23 protein-coding genes and 1 tRNA gene are annotated in these 18,966 nt (G+C 71.3%); 16 read left to right on the forward strand and 8 right to left on the reverse strand.

Annotated elements, in window-relative coordinates:
- Window positions 1-101 precede the first annotated feature (101 nt).
- Window positions 102-437, forward strand: a complete 336-nt coding sequence (locus tag B0B15_RS11460) for a hypothetical protein (RefSeq protein ID WP_083708986.1) — start codon at window positions 102-104, stop codon at window positions 435-437.
- 55 nt (window positions 438-492) lie between these two features.
- On the opposite strand, the gene B0B15_RS11465 is transcribed toward B0B15_RS11460, so the two are convergent.
- Complete coding sequence (locus B0B15_RS11465) at window positions 493-966, reverse strand: MarR family winged helix-turn-helix transcriptional regulator (RefSeq protein ID WP_076676169.1); 474 nt, start codon at window positions 964-966, stop codon at window positions 493-495.
- A 177-nt stretch (window positions 967-1,143) separates the two neighbouring features.
- Between B0B15_RS11465 and B0B15_RS16515 the strand changes: the two genes are divergently transcribed.
- On the forward strand, window positions 1,144-1,311 hold the full coding sequence (locus B0B15_RS16515; RefSeq protein WP_176776625.1) for a hypothetical protein: 168 nt from the start codon (window positions 1,144-1,146) through the stop codon (window positions 1,309-1,311).
- Between the two features lie 26 nt (window positions 1,312-1,337).
- Window positions 1,338-1,679: a DUF7882 family protein gene (locus B0B15_RS11470; RefSeq protein WP_076676171.1), complete on the forward strand. Its 342-nt coding sequence runs from the start codon at window positions 1,338-1,340 to the stop codon at window positions 1,677-1,679.
- Between the two features lie 48 nt (window positions 1,680-1,727).
- Here B0B15_RS11470 and B0B15_RS11475 read toward each other — a convergent pair whose 3' ends face one another.
- The 3 genes from B0B15_RS11475 to B0B15_RS11485 are packed head-to-tail and all read right to left on the reverse strand — an operon-like array spanning window position 1,728 to window position 6,213.
- Entirely contained in the window at window positions 1,728-3,188 is a 1,461-nt protein-coding gene (locus B0B15_RS11475) for a CDP-glycerol glycerophosphotransferase family protein (protein WP_076676173.1), read from the reverse strand.
- Window positions 3,185-4,564 carry a CDP-glycerol glycerophosphotransferase family protein gene (locus tag B0B15_RS11480; RefSeq protein ID WP_083708988.1) on the reverse strand — a complete coding sequence of 460 codons (1,380 nt, stop codon included), beginning with the start codon at window positions 4,562-4,564 and terminating at the stop codon, window positions 3,185-3,187. The genes B0B15_RS11475 and B0B15_RS11480 overlap by 4 nt, the downstream gene beginning before the upstream one ends.
- 38 nt (window positions 4,565-4,602) lie before the next feature.
- Complete coding sequence (locus B0B15_RS11485; protein WP_076676175.1) at window positions 4,603-6,213, reverse strand: S1C family serine protease; 1,611 nt, start codon at window positions 6,211-6,213, stop codon at window positions 4,603-4,605.
- A gap of 201 nt (window positions 6,214-6,414) precedes the next feature.
- Here B0B15_RS11485 and B0B15_RS11490 point away from each other — a divergent pair, with 201 nt between their 5' ends.
- Window positions 6,415-7,620, forward strand: a complete 1,206-nt coding sequence (locus B0B15_RS11490) for an aminotransferase class I/II-fold pyridoxal phosphate-dependent enzyme (protein WP_076676177.1) — start codon at window positions 6,415-6,417, stop codon at window positions 7,618-7,620.
- A 7-nt stretch (window positions 7,621-7,627) separates the two neighbouring features.
- Here B0B15_RS11490 and B0B15_RS11495 read toward each other — a convergent pair whose 3' ends face one another.
- The 3 genes from B0B15_RS11495 to B0B15_RS11505 form a co-directional block, all read right to left on the reverse strand.
- Complete coding sequence (locus tag B0B15_RS11495; RefSeq protein ID WP_076676179.1) at window positions 7,628-8,050, reverse strand: nuclear transport factor 2 family protein; 423 nt, start codon at window positions 8,048-8,050, stop codon at window positions 7,628-7,630.
- A gap of 73 nt (window positions 8,051-8,123) precedes the next feature.
- Window positions 8,124-8,930, reverse strand: a complete 807-nt coding sequence (locus B0B15_RS11500; RefSeq protein ID WP_076676181.1) for a carbon-nitrogen hydrolase family protein — start codon at window positions 8,928-8,930, stop codon at window positions 8,124-8,126.
- Window positions 8,927-9,424 (reverse strand): DUF6328 family protein, encoded by a 498-nt coding sequence (locus B0B15_RS11505; RefSeq protein ID WP_256334284.1) that lies wholly within the window; start codon window positions 9,422-9,424, stop codon window positions 8,927-8,929. Before B0B15_RS11505 ends, B0B15_RS11500 begins: the two co-directional genes overlap by 4 nt.
- Window positions 9,425-9,507: 83 nt before the next feature.
- Here B0B15_RS11505 and B0B15_RS11510 point away from each other — a divergent pair.
- The 5 genes from B0B15_RS11510 to B0B15_RS11530 all read left to right on the forward strand — a co-directional run bounded on the left by B0B15_RS11510 (window position 9,508) and on the right by B0B15_RS11530 (window position 12,402).
- Window positions 9,508-9,581 (forward strand) — tRNA-Met (locus B0B15_RS11510).
- Window positions 9,582-9,804: 223 nt separating this feature from the next.
- Entirely contained in the window at window positions 9,805-10,155 is a 351-nt protein-coding gene (locus B0B15_RS11515; RefSeq protein WP_076676183.1) for a hypothetical protein, read from the forward strand.
- A gap of 66 nt (window positions 10,156-10,221) precedes the next feature.
- On the forward strand, window positions 10,222-10,710 hold the full coding sequence (locus B0B15_RS11520) for a cupin domain-containing protein (RefSeq protein ID WP_076676185.1): 489 nt from the start codon (window positions 10,222-10,224) through the stop codon (window positions 10,708-10,710).
- Between the two features lie 124 nt (window positions 10,711-10,834).
- Window positions 10,835-11,764 carry an SMP-30/gluconolactonase/LRE family protein gene (locus tag B0B15_RS11525; protein WP_076676186.1) on the forward strand — a complete coding sequence of 310 codons (930 nt, stop codon included), beginning with the start codon at window positions 10,835-10,837 and terminating at the stop codon, window positions 11,762-11,764.
- Window positions 11,761-12,402, forward strand: coding sequence for a formylglycine-generating enzyme family protein (locus tag B0B15_RS11530; protein WP_076676188.1), 642 nt, complete (start codon window positions 11,761-11,763; stop codon window positions 12,400-12,402). Before B0B15_RS11525 ends, B0B15_RS11530 begins: the two co-directional genes overlap by 4 nt.
- A gap of 76 nt (window positions 12,403-12,478) precedes the next feature.
- Here the strand turns inward: B0B15_RS11530 and B0B15_RS11535 are convergent, their stop codons facing one another.
- Entirely contained in the window at window positions 12,479-12,910 is a 432-nt protein-coding gene (locus tag B0B15_RS11535; protein ID WP_306169554.1) for a MarR family winged helix-turn-helix transcriptional regulator, read from the reverse strand.
- Between the two features lie 111 nt (window positions 12,911-13,021).
- On the opposite strand from B0B15_RS11535, the gene idi reads away from it, so the two are divergent.
- From idi to B0B15_RS11570, 7 genes are read left to right on the forward strand one after another with little or no spacing between them, the layout of a single operon-like run.
- On the forward strand, window positions 13,022-13,573 hold the full coding sequence (gene idi, locus B0B15_RS11540; protein ID WP_076676190.1) for an isopentenyl-diphosphate Delta-isomerase: 552 nt from the start codon (window positions 13,022-13,024) through the stop codon (window positions 13,571-13,573).
- Complete coding sequence (locus tag B0B15_RS11545) at window positions 13,570-14,637, forward strand: polyprenyl synthetase family protein (protein ID WP_076676192.1); 1,068 nt, start codon at window positions 13,570-13,572, stop codon at window positions 14,635-14,637. The genes idi and B0B15_RS11545 overlap by 4 nt, the downstream gene beginning before the upstream one ends.
- The gene (locus tag B0B15_RS11550; RefSeq protein ID WP_076676194.1) at window positions 14,634-15,503 is read left to right on the forward strand and encodes a phytoene/squalene synthase family protein; all 870 of its coding nucleotides are present in this window, start codon (window positions 14,634-14,636) and stop codon (window positions 15,501-15,503) included. Before B0B15_RS11545 ends, B0B15_RS11550 begins: the two co-directional genes overlap by 4 nt.
- Entirely contained in the window at window positions 15,500-17,056 is a 1,557-nt protein-coding gene (gene crtI, locus B0B15_RS11555) for a phytoene desaturase family protein (protein WP_076676196.1), read from the forward strand. Before B0B15_RS11550 ends, crtI begins: the two co-directional genes overlap by 4 nt.
- 1 nt (window position 17,057) lies before the next feature.
- Window positions 17,058-17,399, forward strand: a complete 342-nt coding sequence (locus B0B15_RS11560; protein ID WP_076676198.1) for a lycopene cyclase domain-containing protein — start codon at window positions 17,058-17,060, stop codon at window positions 17,397-17,399.
- Window positions 17,396-17,713, forward strand: a complete 318-nt coding sequence (locus B0B15_RS11565; protein ID WP_076676200.1) for a lycopene cyclase domain-containing protein — start codon at window positions 17,396-17,398, stop codon at window positions 17,711-17,713. The genes B0B15_RS11560 and B0B15_RS11565 overlap by 4 nt, the downstream gene beginning before the upstream one ends.
- Window positions 17,710-18,600 (forward strand): prenyltransferase, encoded by an 891-nt coding sequence (locus tag B0B15_RS11570; RefSeq protein WP_076676202.1) that lies wholly within the window; start codon window positions 17,710-17,712, stop codon window positions 18,598-18,600. Before B0B15_RS11565 ends, B0B15_RS11570 begins: the two co-directional genes overlap by 4 nt.
- Window positions 18,601-18,966 lie beyond the last annotated feature (366 nt).

The following is an 18,966-nucleotide window of genomic DNA, read 5'->3' on the forward strand; positions in this document are numbered from 1 at the left end:
TCGATTGTTGGACTAGGGCCACTTTCACGTACCATGCAGGCGACGGCAGGTGTCCGTCACGGGGAATCGGGGGTCGCGCGTTGCCGTTCCGCAGCAGAGAAGTGCTCGACGCCTGGCTCGAGGAGTACGCGACGACCGCGGCCGGAGGCGAGTGCGCGGCGTACGTCGCCGACCAGGAGCCCATCGACGGGCTCGACAGCGGCCTCGTGATCTTCCCCTTGGCCAATGCAACGACGTCGGTCTATCTCCAGCCCATCGCCGCGGGCGCGCCGGACTGGCGCGTGACGTTCGAGGCGCAACCCGAGGTGACGGAGCTGTCGCCCGAGAGCGTTCACGACCTCTGCCGCGAGCTCGCGAACGCGGCCGACCTCTGCGCGTTCCTGCAGCGCAAGTCGCTGGCCCACATGGCCGAACGCGCCGTCGTCGACGGCGGCTGACCGGAGCGCGAACGTCGCCGTCCGCGGCCCGGGCCGATGCCCGTGGACGCGTCGCTCAGGCCGCGGCGGACGAGTCGGCGTCGACGCGCGCGACCTGTTCGGTCGCCGCGGTCGTCGTCTTCCACAGGAAGTCGGCGAGGTCGGCCTCGATGCGGGCGTCGAGGCTCCCGATGATTCGGCGGCACGCGTCGTCGAATCGGGCCAGCTGCGACCAGGGTTCCTTCTCGAGGTCGATCGCGAGGTGGATGTGGTTGACGCGGCGGTCGGTGTCGTCGAGTTCTCGCCGCAGGATCCCACGCCGCACGAGGCGCTCGACCATCGTCGTGATGCCCGCCGAGGTGACGCCCAGGGTCGCTGCGAGTTCCGACGGACGCATCCCGGGGGTCGCGCCGACGATCGCGAGCGCCTTCGCGTCGAGCTCGTTGACGCCGAGCTGCTTGCGCGCCTTCGCGGCCGCCGCTTCCCGCTCCCGTGAGTAGTAGGTGAGCGCTTCCATGAGGGGCGAGGAGTCACCCGTTTCCGGTTCCATCGACCCACCCTTCTCCACTCGGCGCATCCCGCCACTATAGCTAACGAAGGAAAGTTCCTCGACTGACTGTCATTTTCGGTGAATGTTTGACCTCGTGATGTTTAACACGCTTAATTAGCTGATAGGCTACTGATCACCGGGGTTGAACACCTCGTCCCCCACGAAGAAGGGAACGCCATGATGACCACCACCGCGCTCACCGCCACCGCACCGCTGCGGCACCGTTCCACCTTCATCCCGACCGCGGGCGCCGCCTCGTCCGCGCGCCTGACGGCGGTCGTCGTGTGGGCCAGCATCGCGACCTGCGGCCTCAGCGCCGCCGTCGTGCTTCCGCTCGTCTTCTAAGACCTTTCACCCGAGGAACCACTCTCATGGGCACGCTCTTCTACAGCGCCGACACGCAGCCGATCCAGATCGACGACCGTCTGCTCCAGTACCTGCAGGTCGTCCTGTCGACCAAGCTCCGCCGGGGCGAGTCGTTCACCATCACGTGGACCGACACCGCTGCCGGTCACGCACGAACGACCCTCTGGATGCAGCCGTCGATCTCGATGCGCTTCCAGTTCGCATCCGCCGAGGCGGCCCGCCTCTCGGGCGGCTACCTCCGTCAGCTCGCCGATCAGGCCTCGATGTCGTCGGGCCTGCTGCTCAACGCCGAGACGTGGCAGCAGCAGGAGGACGCGCACCGGGTGCAGCTGCTCGCCGCCGCCTGACCCCGCGAGGCGGGCCGATCGACCGTGGGCAGTTCGCTCGCCGGCCGGTCAGTCGCGATCCACGAACCCCTGGTCGAGGATTCGCGCCACCACTCGTTCCGCCGCGCGGCCGTCATCCCGTGGCACGAACAGTGCCCGCCACCGGTCGTACCGCTCCGCGAAGATCGACGGATCCACGTCGGCGAGCGCTCGCTCGAGGTCGTGCTGCGTGCGCACCACGGGTCCCGGAGCGAGCTCGAGCAGGTCGAAGTAGAAGCCGCGCATCTCGCCGCGGTAGCGCTCGAGATCCGGGACGAGGAAGTACATCGGCTTTCTCGTGAGGGCGAAATCGAACATCACCGATGAGTAGTCGGTGACGAGGGCGTCGGCTGCCGCGAGCAGCCGCGCGGTGTCGGGGAAGCCCGTCACGTCGATCACCCGCGGTCCGTCGAGGTCGGCACCGGGCTGCAGCGTCCGCGTGTGCCCCCGCACGAGCACGACGGCGTCCGCCGCCCGCGCGAGCGCCGACGGATCGACGAAGTCGACGATCCGCTCGCGATCGTCGCGCCACGTCGGGGCGTACAGCAGCACGCGCTCCTCGGAGTGGATGCCGAGACGCCGCCGTGTCTCGAGCCCGTCGTCGTGCAACAGAACGTCGTCGCGCGGATAGCCCTCGACCCAGACGGGCCGCCGGAGGAACGCGTACGCCTTGCTCAGCACCCGCGCGGCGTACGGGCTCTGTGCCAGCAGCACGTCCCACCGTCTGCTCTCCCGCACGACGGCGAGCGCGCGGCGCGGGTCGAAGCCGGGGCGGTGTAGAGCGAGACGTTTCAGCGGCGTCCCGTGCCAGGTCTGCAGGACGCGCTGCCCGCGGCGGCGCACGAAGCGCCGGCGGAGCCAATCGTTGACCACCAGGAGGCGTGCCGCGCCTCGGGCCCGCCACCAGTCGGGACTCCCCTCGACGACGGCGATCGCCCCCTCGGGCACCTCGACCGACAGATCGACGACGCTCCAGTACCGAGTGACCGCCGGCGCTACGCGCGCCAGCTCGCGGTCGATCGCGAGGGGGTTGCACCCGGCCGTGCGGCCGTAGAAGCTCTCGAAGAACACGGCGTTCTCGAGCGGCTCGCGCCGCCCGGCGGCGTAGCGGCGTTCTATGGCGGCGCGCCCCTCCCCCGCCCGGTAGACCGGATCGACGGGTGCGGCGACGGTGACCACCCCGCCCTCGAGAGAGGCCCGCAGGCCCGTGAGGCCGGTCTCGGCAATCGACAGGGCCGAGGGATCGGCATCCGTCGCCGCACCCGCGTCGATCCGCAGGCGGTAGCGCCCGGAGGGCAGCGGAAGGTCGGCGCCGCCCCAGCGCGCGGCGTGCAGGGGGACGACAGCGCGCCAGGTGCGTCCGCGGCCGTTCAGGCGGGCGTCCGAGCGCGCTCGGGCCCCCTCGAGGGCGACGGATGCCGGGCGCGGCCCCTCTCCGCTGATCTCGAGCGCGGGTGCCCCGGCGTCGTCGAACAGGCGAGCGTGGGTCATGGGCGGTCGTCCTTCTGTGAGGGGTCGTCCATCGTGGGCGTGGGCGCGGGTGCGTGCTCGTGGCGAAGCTCCCCTGCCCGGGGAGGTTCTTGCGCCCGGCGAGGTTCCCGAGCCTGTCGAAGGGACCGGGATCCCTTCCTCCGCCCCGCTCCCCGCTCCTCGAGCAGCCGCCGCACGGACCAGTACACGCGTTCGGCGTTGCGCCCGTCGCGGTGGGCGTGTACGCGCGCACTGCGTTCGCGCGACGCGTCGAGCGCCGCGGTGGGGTCGCCGAGCACGGCGGTGATCTGCGCGAGGGCGTCGCCCCACGAGCGGGCCGGAGCCGCGCCCGAGACGTCGGCGTAGCGGCCGTAGAGCCCGCGCCGCGCGGTGTAGGCCTCGAGGTCGGGAGCGAAGAACACCACCGGCAGCGGCACGAGCGCGGCGTCGAAGGCGAGCGAGGAGTAGTCGGTGACGAGCACGTCCAGCCCGGGCAGCAGCGGCGTGACGTCGGCGACGAGATCGCTGCGGAGGGCGGCGACCCGGTCCGTGTCGTGCGGGGGGCGGTAATCGCCCGCACCGAGGGGGTGCGACCGCACGAGCAGCATGGCGTCGGCGCCCTCGAGCGTCGCGACGATGCGCTGCCACTCCTCCCCGTCGGGGACGGCCGGATCCGGCTCCCCGTCGCGCCACGTCGGCGCGTACAGCACGACGCGGCGCCGATCGAGCGGCATCCCGAGCAGGTCTTGGAGACTGTCACGCGCCGCGGCGCGTCGGGACGCGGCATCTCCGACCGACAGGACGTCGACGCGCGGCTCACCCGTCACCGGCACCCGGTCGTCGGTGAGCGAGAACGCACTCTCGAGACGCCCGCGCACGAGATGGGAGGCCGCCGGCAGCAGTGAGATGCGCCGGGTCGTGCGCCGGTACAGCATCCGCAGCGCTGGCGAGAGCAGCCCGGGCAGCACGGGGCTGCGCGTGGTCTCGGCCGAATCCAGACCGATGCGCTTCAGCGGGATGCCGTGCCACAGCTGCACGACCACGGCCCCCGTCGTGGCGTAGCGCTGCACGTCGCCGAACCCGTGCGTCACGACGATCACGCGGGCCCGCGCCGTGCGCCAGAACCCCGATGCGCTGTCGCGCCGCACCCACCGGATGCCGAGGCGGTCGGCATCCCGAGCCTGATCGGCGTCGGCGACGAGCCAGGTCGTGCGCTCGCCGTGGGCGGCCGCCACGGCGTGCAGCGCCAGGGCGCCGTCGGCGAGTCCGACCGCGCACCCGAACACCCACTCGTCACCGGAACGCGGCACCAGGGCAGTGACGAGACGGCCGGCGAGGTAGAGCGGGATGCGGCGGAGTTTCCGGGCGTTCCCCGCACCGAACGAGAAGGACGCCACCCCGCGAGCCTATCGCGGGGTGGCGTCCAGTCCGGGGGTCAGCCCTGGGACATGGCGCCGAGAGTGACCTCGGCGGTCTCCACCTGGCCGCCTCGCAGGTAGGTGACTTCCGCCGTGGCACCCGCGGCGAGCGCGCGCACCTGCGCGGTGAGGTCGATGGAGTTCGTCACGGGAATGCCGTTGAACTTCGTGATGATGTCGCCCTTGGTCAGGCCCGCGGCCTGCGCCGCGCCGCCCGAGACGGCCTCGGCGACGTACGCGCCCGTCGTGGTCGCACCCTGGATGCCACTGGCATCCTGCACCGATGCACCCAGCAGGCCGTGGGTCGCGGAGCCGTTGTCGATGATCTCCTCGGAGATGCGCTTGGCCACGTCGGAGGGGATCGAGAAGCCGACGCCGATATTGCCCGACTGCGAGCCCGATGACGACGATCCGCCCGCGCTCGCGATCGCGACGTTGATGCCGATGAGCTTGCCCTCGTCGTCGACGAGCGCCCCGCCGGAGTTGCCGGGGTTGATGGCCGCATCGGTCTGGATGACGGCGATCTTGATCGTCTCGGTCGCGGTCTGCGACTGCTGTCCTTGACCGAAGTCGAACCGGAAGGGGCTCTCCTGACCGGGCTCGGTCTCCTGTGCGTCGGACCCGTCGGAGGGGGCGGCGGACGAGGCGACCTGGATCGAGCGGTTGAGCGCGCTGACGATGCCGGTGGTCACCGTGTTCGGCAGGCCCAGGGGCGCACCGATCGCGGTGGTGGCGTCGCCGACGTTGAGCTTCGAGGAGTCGCCCCACTCGATCGGGGTCAGACCCGAGGCATTCTCGAGCTTGATGACCGCGAGGTCGTAAGTGGGGTCGGTGCCGACCACCGTGGCCGCGTAGACGCGTCCATCGGAGGTGGTGACGGAGAGCTTGGCGTCGCCGGTCTGCCCGTCGAGGGTGACGACGTGCGTGTTGGTGAGCACGTAGCCGTCCGCGCTCAGGATGACGCCCGACCCGGTGCCGCCGGCCGAGGTGCCGGTCGCGCTGATCGTCACGACGCTCGGGACAACCTTCGAGGCGACCGCGGCGGTGTCGTTGACGCTGCTGGGGTCGTTGACCGTGATCGCGGTCGGTCCCGACACCGTGGAGGCGTCGGAGCCGCCCCACAGGTTGACGCCCGCGTACGCGCCGCCGAGGCCCGCGCCTCCGCCGACGAGGGCCGCGGCGACCAGCAGGGCCGCGATACGGGGCGCCGCGCTGTTCTTGCGCGGGGCGGTGGGGGCCGAATCGTTCACCGTCAGCGTGGGGTGGGCGTCGGTGGCGGTGGGGCCGAAGGCCTGACCGGTGGGCGCCGTGGCACCCGAGGGGGCGGAGGCGTAGCCGGGCTGGCCGGGCGCGCCGTACGGGGCGCGTGCGCCGGACTGTGCCGGGATGCCGGGCTGGACGCTGCCGGCGGCGGGCGGCGGCCACGCCGCGGCCGCCGCGGCGGGCGAGCGGGTCGGCATGGGGGGCGTGTCGGCACGCGGCGCGGCGGCGTCGGCGGACGATGCCGCCGGAGTCTGCGCGGCGTCGGCGCCGGCGGAGGTCGGGGTGTGGTGCTGCGACGACGTGGGCGCCTCAGCGTTGTGGCTGTTGTCGTTACCCTCGGGACGGTCGTCCGTGGTGTCGCTCATGGGATGCTCCTTCTTCCAGGCGCTTCTACGATGACCGCGGATCCTGTGGGCCACCTATGACGAGCGTGAGTCGCCTCTATGGGTCTCGCAGCAAGCCACCGCGAGAGGTCGAAGGCGCGCAACGCCCCCTCTCGAGGTGTAGCACGTCGCGGTGTGACGGCATTCCCGCTTGCGCATCGCCGCGTGCGGCATCCTGGGTGCATGCAGCAGATCCCCGGCGCCTGGCAGCGCACGGCCCGCGGCGCGGGACTCCTCGCCACCGACGGCTCCCCGGTCCCCACGATCTTCGCCGAGATGAGCGCGCTCGCCGCCTCCACCGGCGCCCTCAACCTCGGGCAGGGGTTCCCCGACGAAGACGGCCCCGAGGCCGTGCTCGACGCGGCACGCCGGGCCATCTCCGACGGGGTGAACCAGTACGCCCCCGGCCGCGGCTTCCCCGACCTGCTCGCCGCCGTCGCGGAACATCAGCGGCGTTTCTACGGCATCGACCTCGATCCCGCGCGCGAGGTGCTCGTGACGGTGGGGGCCACCGAGGCGCTTGCCGCCACTCTGCTCGCCCTCGTCGACGGCCCCGACGACGAGGTCGTGGTGTTCGAGCCCTACTACGACTCCTACGCCGCGTGCGTGGCCCTCTCCGGCGCGACACTCGTGCCGGTGCCGCTGCGCTGGCCCGACTTCCAGCCCGACCTCGAGCAGCTGGCATCCGCCGTCACCGACCGCACGCGCGTGATCCTCGTGAACGACCCCCACAACCCCACGGGCACTGTGTTCACGCGCGAGGTGCTCGACGAGGTGGTGCGGCTCGCGCACCGCCACGACGCGATCATCGTCACCGACGAGGTCTACGAGCACCTCGTCTTCGACGGCCCCCACGTGCCCGTCGCGACCCTCCCGGGCGCCGCTGAACGCACCGTGTCGATCTCGTCGGCCGGCAAGACCTTCTCGCTCACCGGCTGGAAAACGGGCTGGATCACGGGTCCCGCCGAACTGGTGTCGGCCGTGCTGGCGGTCAAGCAGTTCCTCACCTATGTGGGGGGCTCACCGTTCCAGCCCGCGATCGCCGTGGGGCTGCGCCTGCCCGACGCGTTCTTCGCCTCCGTCGCCTCCGAGATGGCCGCCAAGGCCGCACTACTGGGGACCGGTCTGCGCGCCGCGGGCTTCGACGTGTCGACCCCGGGCGGTTCGTACTTCACGGTGGTGGATGCCGCCCCTCTCGGCGCCACCGACGCGGATGCGTTCTGCCGCGAACTGCCCGCCCGCGCGGGGGTCGTCGGCATCCCGCTCACCGCGTTCGTCTCGCCCGCGCACCGCGACCGGTACGCCACGCTCGTGCGTTTCGCGGCGTGCAAGAGAGTCGAGGTGCTCGCCGACGCGGCGGAGCGGCTCGCGGGGATGACGCGCGCGTGAGAACGCGTCAGACCCGGGCCACGGGTCGCCCCGCGCCCTCTTCCTCCCGCGAGGTCGCCCGCAGCAGCGCGATGCGCCCGTCGACGATGTCGTAGACGCCGAGGCTCGACGACTGGACGCGCTCGCCGTCGAAGCCGCGCATCGCCCACGCGGTGCGTACGACGAGCGATTCACCCTCGAGGTGATATTCGGTCATGCGCACGGAGACGTCGCGCGCGATGATCTCCGCGAGCCATCGCTCGATCTCGGCCCGCCCGACCGCGAGCGTCTCGCCGCCGGCGACCCGACCCTCGGCGTACCGCACCCGAACCACGCGCGCCTCACCGGCGAACACGCTCACGGCCGTTCCGAGGTCGCCGACGGTGAGCGCGGCCAGCAGGCGCTCCACGCAGGCGATCGGGGCCGAGAGGGCGGGCGTCGCGTCGGTCATGCCGAGAAGCCTAGGGAGACCCCCGACGACGCCCGGGAGACGACGGGGTCCACCGACCGGGTGAACGGCGTCGTCAGCGCGGGGTGACCCGGAAGCGACGCAGCTCCAACGCGGGGTTCACCCGGCGCACCCGCGAGATGGCATCCGGGTCGATGTGGGCGACGGCGACATCGGTGGCCGTGCCGATCTGCGCGATCGCGACGCCCTGCGGGTCGACGACCATCGAGTGGCCGACACCGAGAGGCGGCGAGTGATCGGCGGCGGCGACGAAGAAGGTGTTCTCGATCGCGCGCGCCTGCAGGAGCGTGCGCCAATGATGCTCCTTCAGCGGTCCCCGGACCCATTCGGCGGGCACCAGAGCGACGTCGACCGCGGCGTCGGCGAGAGTGCGCGCGACCTCGGGGAACCGCAGGTCGTAGCAGGTCATGAGCCCGAAACGCAGGCCCGCGGTCTCGAAGGTCTGCGGAGGGGCGATCTCGCCCGGCTCCACCCAGTCGGATTCCCGCTGACCGAAGGCGTCGTACAGGTGCAGCTTGCGGTACACCGCCCGGATGCCGTCGCCCGCGACCGCGACGACGGTGTTGCGCACCCGCCGGCCGTCGTCGGCCCGTTCCAGCAGTCCCGCGACGACGACGACGTCGAGCTCGGCGGCGAGCGCGGTGAGGGCCGTCACGAACGGCCCGTCGAGGTCTTCGGCGTTCTCGGCGAGGGAGGCGTCGAACGGGTCGACGAAGTAGCTGGAGTACTCGGGGAACACCACCACGCGGGCTCCGCGCCCGGCGGCCGTGCGGGTGGCATCCGCCATGTCGGCGAGGTTGGCCTCGCGCGACGCGGCGGGCGCGAACTGCGCCACGGCGATGCCGACGGTGTCCTGACTCATCGTGCGGCCCCTCTCCCCCGGCGTCGGACGATCACCGGCACCACGACCCACAGTACGAGGATCACGAGTCCGAGCACGACACCGGCCGTCACCGCCGCCCCGAGACTCACGACGACGTCGAAGACGAACACCACTACGCCCACCAGCAGCAACGACACGAGGGCCAGCGCACCGCGGAGGGCGTTGTGCCCGAACCTCACGAGCGACGGTTTGACCTGGAGGTGGAAGACCGCCCGGTGCAGGGCCACCGGCGCCAGCGCGACCACGGCGCTCAGCGCAGCGAGGCAGATGAGCACCAGGTAGAAGATGCGCTGCGTCGCAGACAGGTCGGCGAACGAGGACTGGAAAGCGAGAGCCAAGAGGAAACCCGTCAGGATCTGCGTGCCCGTCTGCAGCACGCGCAGCTCTTGCAGGATGTCGTTCCAGTTGCGGTCGGCGCGCTCCGCAGGGCTCTCCGGGCGCCCGTCGGCGAAATCGTCGAAGGTGGTGCTCACCAGCCCATTGTGGCGCGACACTCCCGGGCGGTGCGTCCGGATTTGCCATGTCGTTCATCTCGGCGTAATGTTTTCTCTTGTGCCGCGGGGTGGAGCAGCTCGGTAGCTCGCTGGGCTCATAACCCAGAGGTCGCAGGTTCAAATCCTGTCCCCGCAACAAGAAGAAGGCCCCGGATCGCAAGATCCGGGGCCTTCTGCCTTTCCCGGGTCGCATCGCCCCTCTCCGCAGTTCGCGTCTCGGGCGTCGTCCCGGGTGCTCTGTTGTGCATCGCCGGCACCCGGGAGATACTGGGGCGATTGATTGACTTCGCTCAACGATGTGTGGAGATCCGACAGGCCACCGCGCGCCCCCGGTCGCGCCCCATCGAAAGAAGGCACTCGTGAGACGAACGTTCACGCGCGGCGTTCTGACGCTGGCCTTCGCAACCTCGTTCGCACTGGGCGCGCCGGTCGGCGCCTTCGCTTCAGCCGGAAGCGCGCACGTCGGGTCGACGGCATCCGGGACCGCGGTCGGGTCGCCGCGCCCGGCCGTCGAGGTGCTCACGGTCACCGCCCAGGGGGCGGAGACCGCTCCCACGCCGACGACTCATGCCCTGAGCTCGTCGGGCGTCGACGCGTCCACGCTGCTCGGGTTCTGGGTGGGCGGAGGCGCGCTCGCCCTCGCGGCGGCGGCTGTCGTCGTCTCCGTCACCGTGCGACGGGCGCGCAAAGACGCGAAGTCCGCGAAGTAGCACCCCGCCCGCCGGTCGGCGTCAAGCAGGACCGCCGTGCAGGCTCGCCGCGCTTGACTCGCTGTCATGCACACCACGACGACGGCCCCGCTCGACAACGACGGTCGGGACGCCTCCGCTCCTCCCTCGCTGCCCTTCGTCCACATGTGGACCGGTCTCGACGGCCGGAGCCGCCTCGATGAGTCCGTGCTCCGCGGGTTCGGGCTGCAGAGCGTGGGCGGCGGCGCGGATCCGCAGTGGATGCGCCCATTCCCGGGCGCCGTCTCGGCCGTGCTCTTCGCGGCGTTGCCGGTCGGATGGGTGGGGCAGTGGCATCCCTCTCCGCATGCCCAGTGGGTGATCCCGCTGCGCGGGCGCTGGTTCCTGGAGACGCAGGACGGATCGCGGGTCGAGATGGGCCCCGGAGACATCCACTTCGGGCAGGACACCGACACCGCCGAGATCGACGGCCGGACGGGGCACCTCTCGGGAACGGTCGGCGACGAGCCGTGCCTGCAGGTGCTGATCCAATTCGACACGTCGCCCGCGGCGCCCACCGCCCACCCGTTCGGCTGAGCGCGCCCGGACGCTCGGGGAGGCGGGCCCGCCTCGCCCGCGCGACGACGCCGCCGCGTCCCACGGCGACCGTTCGAGGGTAAACCCGCCTCGGCCCTGCGCACCGGTCGGTTTGACTGGACACATGCCAGGAAACGAGCGCATCCTCCTCGACGGCCAGGTGCTGCAAGGCCCCCGCTCCCCCGAGCCGGTCGACGTCGCCCCGCCGCGCCGCTGGGACGACCGCCTCGCCGACGTGCTTCCCGCGTCTTCGCGCCTGCTGTCGCTCTACGCCGACGCGACGTGGGCCGAGGGCCCGGCGTGGTGGCCGGCGGGGAACGCACTCGTCTTCAGCGACGTCATCGGCCGTCGCACCCTCGCCCGGCGCGAAGACGGCAGCATCGCCACGGTGGGCGATCGCAGCGACTTCGCCAACGGCAACGCCTTCGACGCCCGGGGACGCCTCGTGCAGGCCGAGCACGGCCGTCGCGGCGTCAGCCGCACCGACGCCGACGGCACCCGGCTGCTGGTCGACGCGTACGAGGGCGAACCGTTGAACTCGCCGAACGACCTCGTCGTGGCATCCGACGGGGCGATCTGGTTCACCGACCCCACGTACGGCATCTCCGACCCGCGCGAGGGCTACCCCGCGCAACCCGCGCTGGCGCACCAGAGCGTGTACCGGTGGCGCGACGACACCGGTCTCGAGCGCATGATCGACCTCGATCAGCCCAACGGCCTCGCCTTCAGCCGCGACGAGCGCACGCTCTACGTCTCCGAGTCGAACGCGACCGCCCTCCCCCGCGTCGTCGCCTGCTCCTGGAACGGCGAGACGCTCGGCGCCCCGCGCACCTTCGCGACGGTGGATGCCGGCATCCCCGACGGGTTCGCCGTCGACAGCCGCGACTGGCTCTGGATCTCCAGCGAGGCGGGAGTCGTCATCGTCGACGAGAACGGTCGGCGACTCGGGGTGATCCCCACCCCGCACGTCGTGAGCAACTGCACGTTCGACGCCGACGAGAAGCGTCTGTTCCTCACCGGAGACAGCGACCTGTGGATGGTGGAGCTCGCGTGAACGAGGTCGAGATGGCCCGGATCCCCGCGGGCCGCGTACTGCGCGGCGACCAGCGGGGCGCCGAGCGGCGCGAGATCGAGGTCGCGGCCTTCGAGATCGGCGTCTACCCCCTCACCGAGGAGCAGCTCGCCGAACTGCTCGGCATCCCAGCGAGTCATCCGCGTCGACCGGCGACCCAGCTGAGTTGGCTGCGGGCCATCCGCCTCTGCAACGCGCTGAGCGAATGGGAGGGGCTCGACCCCCTGTACTCCTTCGACGGCGAGGTCGTCACGCCGGATCCCGACGCCGACGGGTTCCGCCTGCCCACCGAGGACGAGTGGGAGTACGCCTGCCGCGCCGGCTCGACCGGCACCGCCTACGGACCCGTGCGAGAGGTCGCGTGGACCGCCGGAGACGGGCTCAGCGGGCCGGTCGACGTCGGAGCCCGGATGCCGAACCTGCACGGCCTCTTCGACACCCTCGGCAACGTGTGGGAGTGGTGCAGCGACCTGTACGACCCCGACGGCGAGAGCGATGCGCGGGTGTTCCGTGGCGGCGGGTGGTCGGACGCCCCGGCGGTCGTCCGCGCGACGGCCCGCCGCGGAGGGCGTCCGCGCGACGCCTTCGACGACGTCGGCGTGCGGGTGGCCCGCGGCTGAGACGTGGAGAGGCGGAGCGACCGGACCCTTCGACGGGCTCAGGGCCCACCGACCGGCTCGGGGTGCGTACCCGCGCTCAGTCGTCGGTCGAGATCGCCTCGGTCAGCTGCTCCATGAACGACGCCACCGTTGCGAGCTGGGCGTCGTCGAACTGCGCGGCGGTGTCGCGCATCGCCCCCAGGTGGGCTCCGAAGTGCTGGAAGAACTCCCGCCGCGACTTGTCGGTGAGCACGACCACGCGCGCCCGCCCGTCCGACGGGTGCGGCCGCCGCTCGAGATGGCCCGAGGCGACCAGGCGGTCGATGAGCTTCGTCGTCGACGCCGTCGAGATGCGCAGATGCGTGGCGACATCGTGCGGGCTCACCATCTGCCCGCGCGTCTCGCGGATGGTCAACATGCGCAATGTCGCCAGGTCGCTGGCATTCATCGACATGTCGCCCTTCATGCCGCTGTGCATGCGGTCGAAGGCATCGCTGAGCGTCTGCACGGCGCGGAGAGTCTGCGTCACTGCGGGCCTCGTACCAGAGGTCGACACGGTCCTGTCCACAGTGGACACCCCCTTTCGCGCTGGGTATAGTCGGGCTCACATCGCTAGCTAAACTAGCAAACGGGAGGCACGATGAGCGAGACCGAATATGTCGTCCTCCTGGACGATTTCGGAAACGAGATCGGCACGGCGCCCAAGGCGAGCGTGCACGGCACCGACACCGCGCTGCACCTCGCGTTCTCATGCCACGTCGTCAACAGCCGCGGCGAAGTCCTCGTCACGCGCCGCGCGCTGCACAAGAAGACGTGGCCCGGCGTCTGGACGAATTCCTTCTGCGGTCACCCCGGACCCGCCGAGCCGGTGCTCTCCGCCGTTCATCGTCGCGCCGAATTCGAGGTGGGCCTGACGGTCCGCGACCTCGAGCTCGCCCTCCCCCTCTTCCGTTACCGCGCCGTCGACGCGAGCGGCATCGTCGAGCACGAGATCTGCCCCGTCTACGTCGCCCGCACCGACGACGAGCCCCAGCCCAACCCCGACGAAGTCGCCGAGTACCGCTGGGTCGACCCCATCGACCTCGCGGCATCCCTCGAGGCCACACCGTGGGCGTTCAGCCCGTGGTTGGTGCTCCAGGCGCAGCAGCTTCACCTGTTCGAGACCCCACCCGCCGTGAGGCGCGCGTCGTGATCACCCTCGACTCCACCCCCCTCGCCCGACAGGGCATCGACGCGGCCATCGACTTCGCCCTCGAACGCCTCGACCGGCGGGTGGCCCCGCTCGGCGACGGCGCGCGAGCCCTGGCATCCTCCATCCGGCGAGCCGCATCGGGGGGCAAGCGGTTCCGTCCGCTGCTCGTCGTCGCCGCCTTCGAGACACTGCACGGCCCCGCCATCGCGCGCCCCGCCCTCTTCGAGGTCGCCGCCGCGTTCGAACTGCTCCACACCGCCTTCGTCGTGCACGACGACGTGATCGACCACGACGTCGAACGCCGCGGCGTGCCCAACATCGGCGGCGAGTTCCGCCGACGCGGCCTCGACAAGGGTGCGGATGCCGGCGGCGCGGCGCTCCTCGGAGATGCGGCCGCGATCCTCGCCGGAGACCTGCTGCTGCACGAGGCCGGGCGCATGATCGCGGTCGCCGAGATCCCGGCATCCCTCCGCCAACAGCTGCTGCAGCTGGTCGACGACGCGGTGCTCGTCTCCGCCGCGGGCGAGCTCGCCGACGTCGAGAACGCCGTCTCGCCGGGTGAGGTCGATCCCGACACCGTCCTTCGGACCACGCACGACAAGACCGCCGTCTACTCGTTCTCCGCTCCCCTGCAAGCCGGTGCCGTCATGGCGGGCGCCGAGCGCTCGACGCAATGGGCGCTCGAACGGTTCGGCGAGCGCCTGGGCCTGGCGTATCAGCTCGTCGACGACCTCATCGGCGCGTTCGGAACGGCCGCGGCCTCCGGCAAGGACGAGGGCTGCGACCTGCGCGAGGCGAAGAAGACGCACCTCATCTCGCTCGCGCGCGAGAGCGCGGACTGGCCCGAGGTCAGCGCCGCGCTGGCACAGGCGCACACCGGCCCCGTGGCCATCCGCGCCGCGCAGACCGCGCTGGCGAAATCCGGCGCGCGCTCGCGGCTCGAGGTGCTCGTGTGCGAGACGCTGGAGGAGGCCGTCGCGATCGTGGAGGCCTCGACACTGCCCACCGAGTGCCGGCTGATGCTCATCGAGCTGGTCGAGGCCGTCCAGGAGCGCATTCCGTGAGCAACGCCCCCACGGGTCTGGAACTGTATTCGCAGACGGCCGACGACGTCGCCGCCGCCGTCATCTCCCGCTACTCCACCTCCTTCGGCATCGCCGCGCGTCTGCTCGGACCCCGTCCGCGGCCGCACGTGCGCAACATCTACGCCCTCGTGCGCGTCGCCGACGAGATCGTCGACGGTCCCGCCCACGACGCGGGACTCTCGCCCGACCGCGAGCGCGCGGTGCTCGACGGACTCGAGGCCGAGGTGTCCGAGGCCATCGCCACCGGGTTCAGCGCCAACCTCGTCGTGCACGCCTTCGCCCGGACGGCGCGCGAGTGCGGCATCGGCGACGACCTCATCGCCCCCTTCTTCGCCTCGATGCGCACCGACCTCGACACCGCCGCCCACGACGACCTCTCGCACGACGCCTACGTCTACGGCTCGGCCGAGGTCGTCGGGCTCATGTGCCTGCAGGTGTTCCTGAACGCCGGCATGTCGGCACCCGCGCGACCCGCCGCCGACCTCGTCGACGGCGCCCGGCGGCTCGGGGCGGCGTTCCAGGACGTCAACTTCCTCCGCGACCTCGCCGACGACGCCGACCGCCTCGGCCGCGACTATCTCGACGGCGCGGCCGACGACGAGCGCCGGGTCGCCGTGCTCGACCGCATCGACGCCGACCTCGCCGCCGCAGCATCCGTCATCCCGCACCTCCCGCCGGACTGCCGCGCGGCCGTCACCTGCGCGCACGATCTCTTCGCGGAGCTGTCGCGACGCCTGCGGCTCTCCCCCACGGACGCACCCCGCGTCCGCGTTCCCGACGGTGTCAAAGCCACCCTCGCCGCCCGCGCCCTCCTCGGGCGTCCCCCGAAAGGTTCACGCTCATGAGCGCCCAGCGCATCGTCGTCGTCGGTGGCGGAATCGCCGGACTCGGCACCGCCGCCCTCCTGGCCGATCGCGGTCACGACGTCCAGCTCTTCGAGGCGCGCGACGCGCTCGGCGGCCGCGCCGGATCGTGGGAGAGCGACGGCTTCCGCTTCGACACCGGCCCGAGCTGGTACCTCATGCCCGAGGTGTTCGACCACTTCTTCCGGCTCCTCGGCACGAGCGCCGACGAGCAGCTCGACCTCGTGCGTCTCGACCCCGCATACCGGGTCTACGGCCCCCCCGGGAAGGGCGAGCCGATCGACATCGTCTCGGGCCGCGAGGCGGTGCGCGCGCTGTTCGAGGAGCACGAGCCCGGCTCGGGCGACAACCTCGAGGCCTACCTGGACTCCGCCAAGGACGCCTACGAGCTGTCGACGTCGAAGTTCCTCTACGACCCCTACTCGTCGACCAAGGGACTGCGCGACCCGGCTCTCGTGAAGCGCCTGCCCACACTCATCCCTCTGCTCACCCGCACCCTGTGGAAGCGCGTGACCGACGACTTCAAGAACACGCGCCTGCAGCAGATCCTCGCCTACCCCGCGGTGTTCCTCGGCGGCTCGCCCTTCGAGGTGCCGAGCCTGTACCACCTCATGAGCCACCTCGACCTGGGCGACGGCGTGCTGTACCCCAAGGGCGGCATGACCGAGATCATCCGGGCGATCGAGAAGCTCGCCCGCGAGCGCGGCGTGCGCATCGAGACCTCCTCGCCCGTGGATGCCATCATCACCGAGTCGGGAGTCGCACGGGGCGTGCGCCTGTCCGACGGACGGGTGATCTCGGCGGATGCCGTGGTCTCGGGCGCCGACCTGCACCACACCGAGAACGACCTGCTCGAGGCGAAGGACCGCCAATACCCGGAGAAGTGGTGGAAGGACAAGGTCCCGAGCCCCGGCGCCCTCCTGCTGCTGCTCGGCGTGAAGGGCGAGCTGCCGCAGCTCTCCCACCACACCCTGCTCTTCACCGACGACTGGCACACGAACTTCGACGCGATCTTCGGCGAGAACAAGAAGATCCCCGACCCCGCCTCCATCTACATCTGCCGCCCGAGCGCGTCGGACGACTCCGTCGCACCCGCGGGCCACGAGAACCTCTTCGTGCTCGTGCCGGTGCCGGCCGACCCGGTCAGCGGTCGGGGCGGCGTCGACCGCGCGGGAGACGAGCGCATCGAACAGGCCGCCGACCGCGTCATCGCGCAGATTGGCGAGTGGACCGGGATCCCCGACCTCGCCGAGCGGATCGTCGTGCGCAAGACCATCGCGCCCGAGGACTTCGCGCACGACCTCAAAGCCTGGCACGGCAACTCCCTGGGACTCGCGCACACGCTGAACCAGAGCGCGATCTTCCGCCCGAAGAACCGCTCGCGCAAGGTGTCGAACCTGTACTACGCGGGAACCTCCGTGCTACCCGGCATCGGCTTGCCCATGTGCCTGATCTCGGCCGAACTGGTGGTCAAGCGCATGACGGGCGACAAGACCCCCGGACCCCTGGCGGAACCCGCGCGCGCGGTGGTCTGACGTGCCCGGGATCTACCTGGGTGCGATCCTCTTCTCGTTGACCGGCATGATGCTCATCGATTGGAAGTACTCGCTCGCGCTCCGGGTCGCCCCCGCGCGGACCACGGTGACCGTGCTCACCGGGACGGCGTTCTTCCTCGCGTGGGACCTCGTCGGCATCGTCACCGGGGTCTTCGTGAAGGGTGAGAGCCCGCTGTTCGTCGGCGTGATGCTCGCGCCGCACCTGCCCGTGGAGGAAGTGTTCTTCCTCCTCTTCCTCAGCTATCTGGCCGTGGTCATGTTCGCCGTGTTCGAGCGCCGCGCGCGGGCCCGGGCGCGATCCCTCGCGCGGGAGTCGTCGTGACCTACGCGCTCATCGTCGTCCCCTTCGTCGTCGCCACGGCCCTCGTGACGCTCGCGACGGTGCGGCGGCCGCGGTTCCGCGAACGCATGGCATCCTCCGGCCTCACCGCCCTCGTGCTGGTGGGCCTCACCCTCGTCTTCGACAACCTCATGATCGCCGTCGACCTGTTCTCGTATCCTCAGGAGCACCTGAGCGGGCTCCGCCTCGGACTCGCACCGATCGAGGACTTCGCGTACCCCCTCTGCGCGGCGTTCCTGCTCCCGGCGCTGTACACCCTGCTCACGCCCCGCACCCCGCAGAAGGACACCGCATGACCACGCCCGCCCTCACCCCCGGCCGCGTGGTGCGCGAACTCTTCGTGTCGTCGCGGCCCGTCAGCTGGATCAACACCGCATTCCCCTTCGCCGCCGCGTACCTGCTGACCACGCGGCAGATCGATGCGCCGCTGATCGTCGGCATCGTGTTCTTCCTCGTGCCGTACAACCTCGCGATGTACGGCGTGAACGACGTGTTCGACTATGAGTCCGACCTGCGCAACCCTCGTAAGGGCGGCACGCACGGCGCCGTGCTGGCCAAGCGCATGCACCCCATCACGCTCTGGGCCTCCGCGCTGTCGTGCCTGCCGTTCGTGGTGTACCTCGTGATCATCGGGTCGCCGCTGTCGTGGCTCGTGCTCGCGCTGAGCCTGTTCTTCGTCGTGTTCTACTCCGCGCCGCCGCTCCGGCTGAAGGAACGCCCGTTCCTGGACTCGATGACCAGCAGCATCCACTTCTTCTCCCCCGCCGTGTACGGACTCGTGCTCGCTGGGGCCGTGTGGACGTGGCAGCTCGTGTTCGTGTTCGTGGCGTTCGCGCTGTGGGGCGTCGCCTCGCACGCCTTCGGCGCCGTGCAGGACGTCGAGGCCGACCGCGCCGCCGACATCTCGTCGATCGCCACCGCCCGGGGGGCCCGCTGGACCGTGCGCTTCGCCCTGACCGCGTACGCGCTGGCCGGGGTCGCGATGCTGTTCACGGCGTGGCCCGGTCCGCTGGCCGCGCTCCTCGTCATCCCCTACCTCGTGGTGTGCTGGCCGTTCCGGAACGTGACGGATGCCGAGAGCGATCGCGCCACCGCCGGATGGAACCGCTTCCTCTGGCTCAACCAGATCGCCGGCTTCGGCACGACGATGCTGCTGATCTGGTGGTGGTTCCTCAGCGCCTGACGCGCTGGATGCGTGAGGCGACCGGCATCTCGCGCACGAGCCCGTGCGAGGCTGCGCGAGACCGTTGACTGTCCAGGACACGCCGCCCGCTACGAGGGAATGCGGCACGTCTTGGACACTCGCGCGGGCCCGGCGCGGCCATCCGTCCCAACCGCGCACGAGCCCGTGCGAGGCTGCGCGAGACCGTTGACTGTCCAGGACACGCCGCCCTCCGCGCAGGGCGGCGGCGTGTCCTGGACACTCGAGGATGTGAGGCCTCGGCTGGGCGGGGACGCGAACACGCGAGGGCCGGGTGGCGGCGCCGCACGGGAGATCCTCGGGAAAGCCCGGGGTGAGACGACGACGCCGGCGCCCCGCGCGATGCGG

This window comes from Microbacterium sp. RU1D (assembly GCF_900156435.1).
GTDB lineage: Bacteria > Actinomycetota > Actinomycetes > Actinomycetales > Microbacteriaceae > Microbacterium.

Coding starts and splice junctions, on each gene's coding strand:
- B0B15_RS11465 (WP_076676169.1), bottom strand. CDS start 966: ATGGAACCGGAAACGGGTGACTCCTCGCCCCTCATGGAAGCGCTCACC.
- B0B15_RS16515 (WP_176776625.1), top strand. CDS start 1,144: ATGATGACCACCACCGCGCTCACCGCCACCGCACCGCTGCGGCACCGT.
- B0B15_RS11470 (WP_076676171.1), top strand. CDS start 1,338: ATGGGCACGCTCTTCTACAGCGCCGACACGCAGCCGATCCAGATCGAC.
- B0B15_RS11475 (WP_076676173.1), bottom strand. CDS start 3,188: ATGACCCACGCTCGCCTGTTCGACGACGCCGGGGCACCCGCGCTCGAG.
- B0B15_RS11485 (WP_076676175.1), bottom strand. CDS start 6,213: ATGAGCGACACCACGGACGACCGTCCCGAGGGTAACGACAACAGCCAC.
- B0B15_RS11490 (WP_076676177.1), top strand. CDS start 6,415: ATGCAGCAGATCCCCGGCGCCTGGCAGCGCACGGCCCGCGGCGCGGGA.
- B0B15_RS11495 (WP_076676179.1), bottom strand. CDS start 8,050: ATGACCGACGCGACGCCCGCCCTCTCGGCCCCGATCGCCTGCGTGGAG.
- B0B15_RS11500 (WP_076676181.1), bottom strand. CDS start 8,930: ATGAGTCAGGACACCGTCGGCATCGCCGTGGCGCAGTTCGCGCCCGCC.
- B0B15_RS11520 (WP_076676185.1), top strand. CDS start 10,222: ATGCACACCACGACGACGGCCCCGCTCGACAACGACGGTCGGGACGCC.
- B0B15_RS11525 (WP_076676186.1), top strand. CDS start 10,835: ATGCCAGGAAACGAGCGCATCCTCCTCGACGGCCAGGTGCTGCAAGGC.
- idi (WP_076676190.1), top strand. CDS start 13,022: ATGAGCGAGACCGAATATGTCGTCCTCCTGGACGATTTCGGAAACGAG.
- crtI (WP_076676196.1), top strand. CDS start 15,500: ATGAGCGCCCAGCGCATCGTCGTCGTCGGTGGCGGAATCGCCGGACTC.
- B0B15_RS11570 (WP_076676202.1), top strand. CDS start 17,710: ATGACCACGCCCGCCCTCACCCCCGGCCGCGTGGTGCGCGAACTCTTC.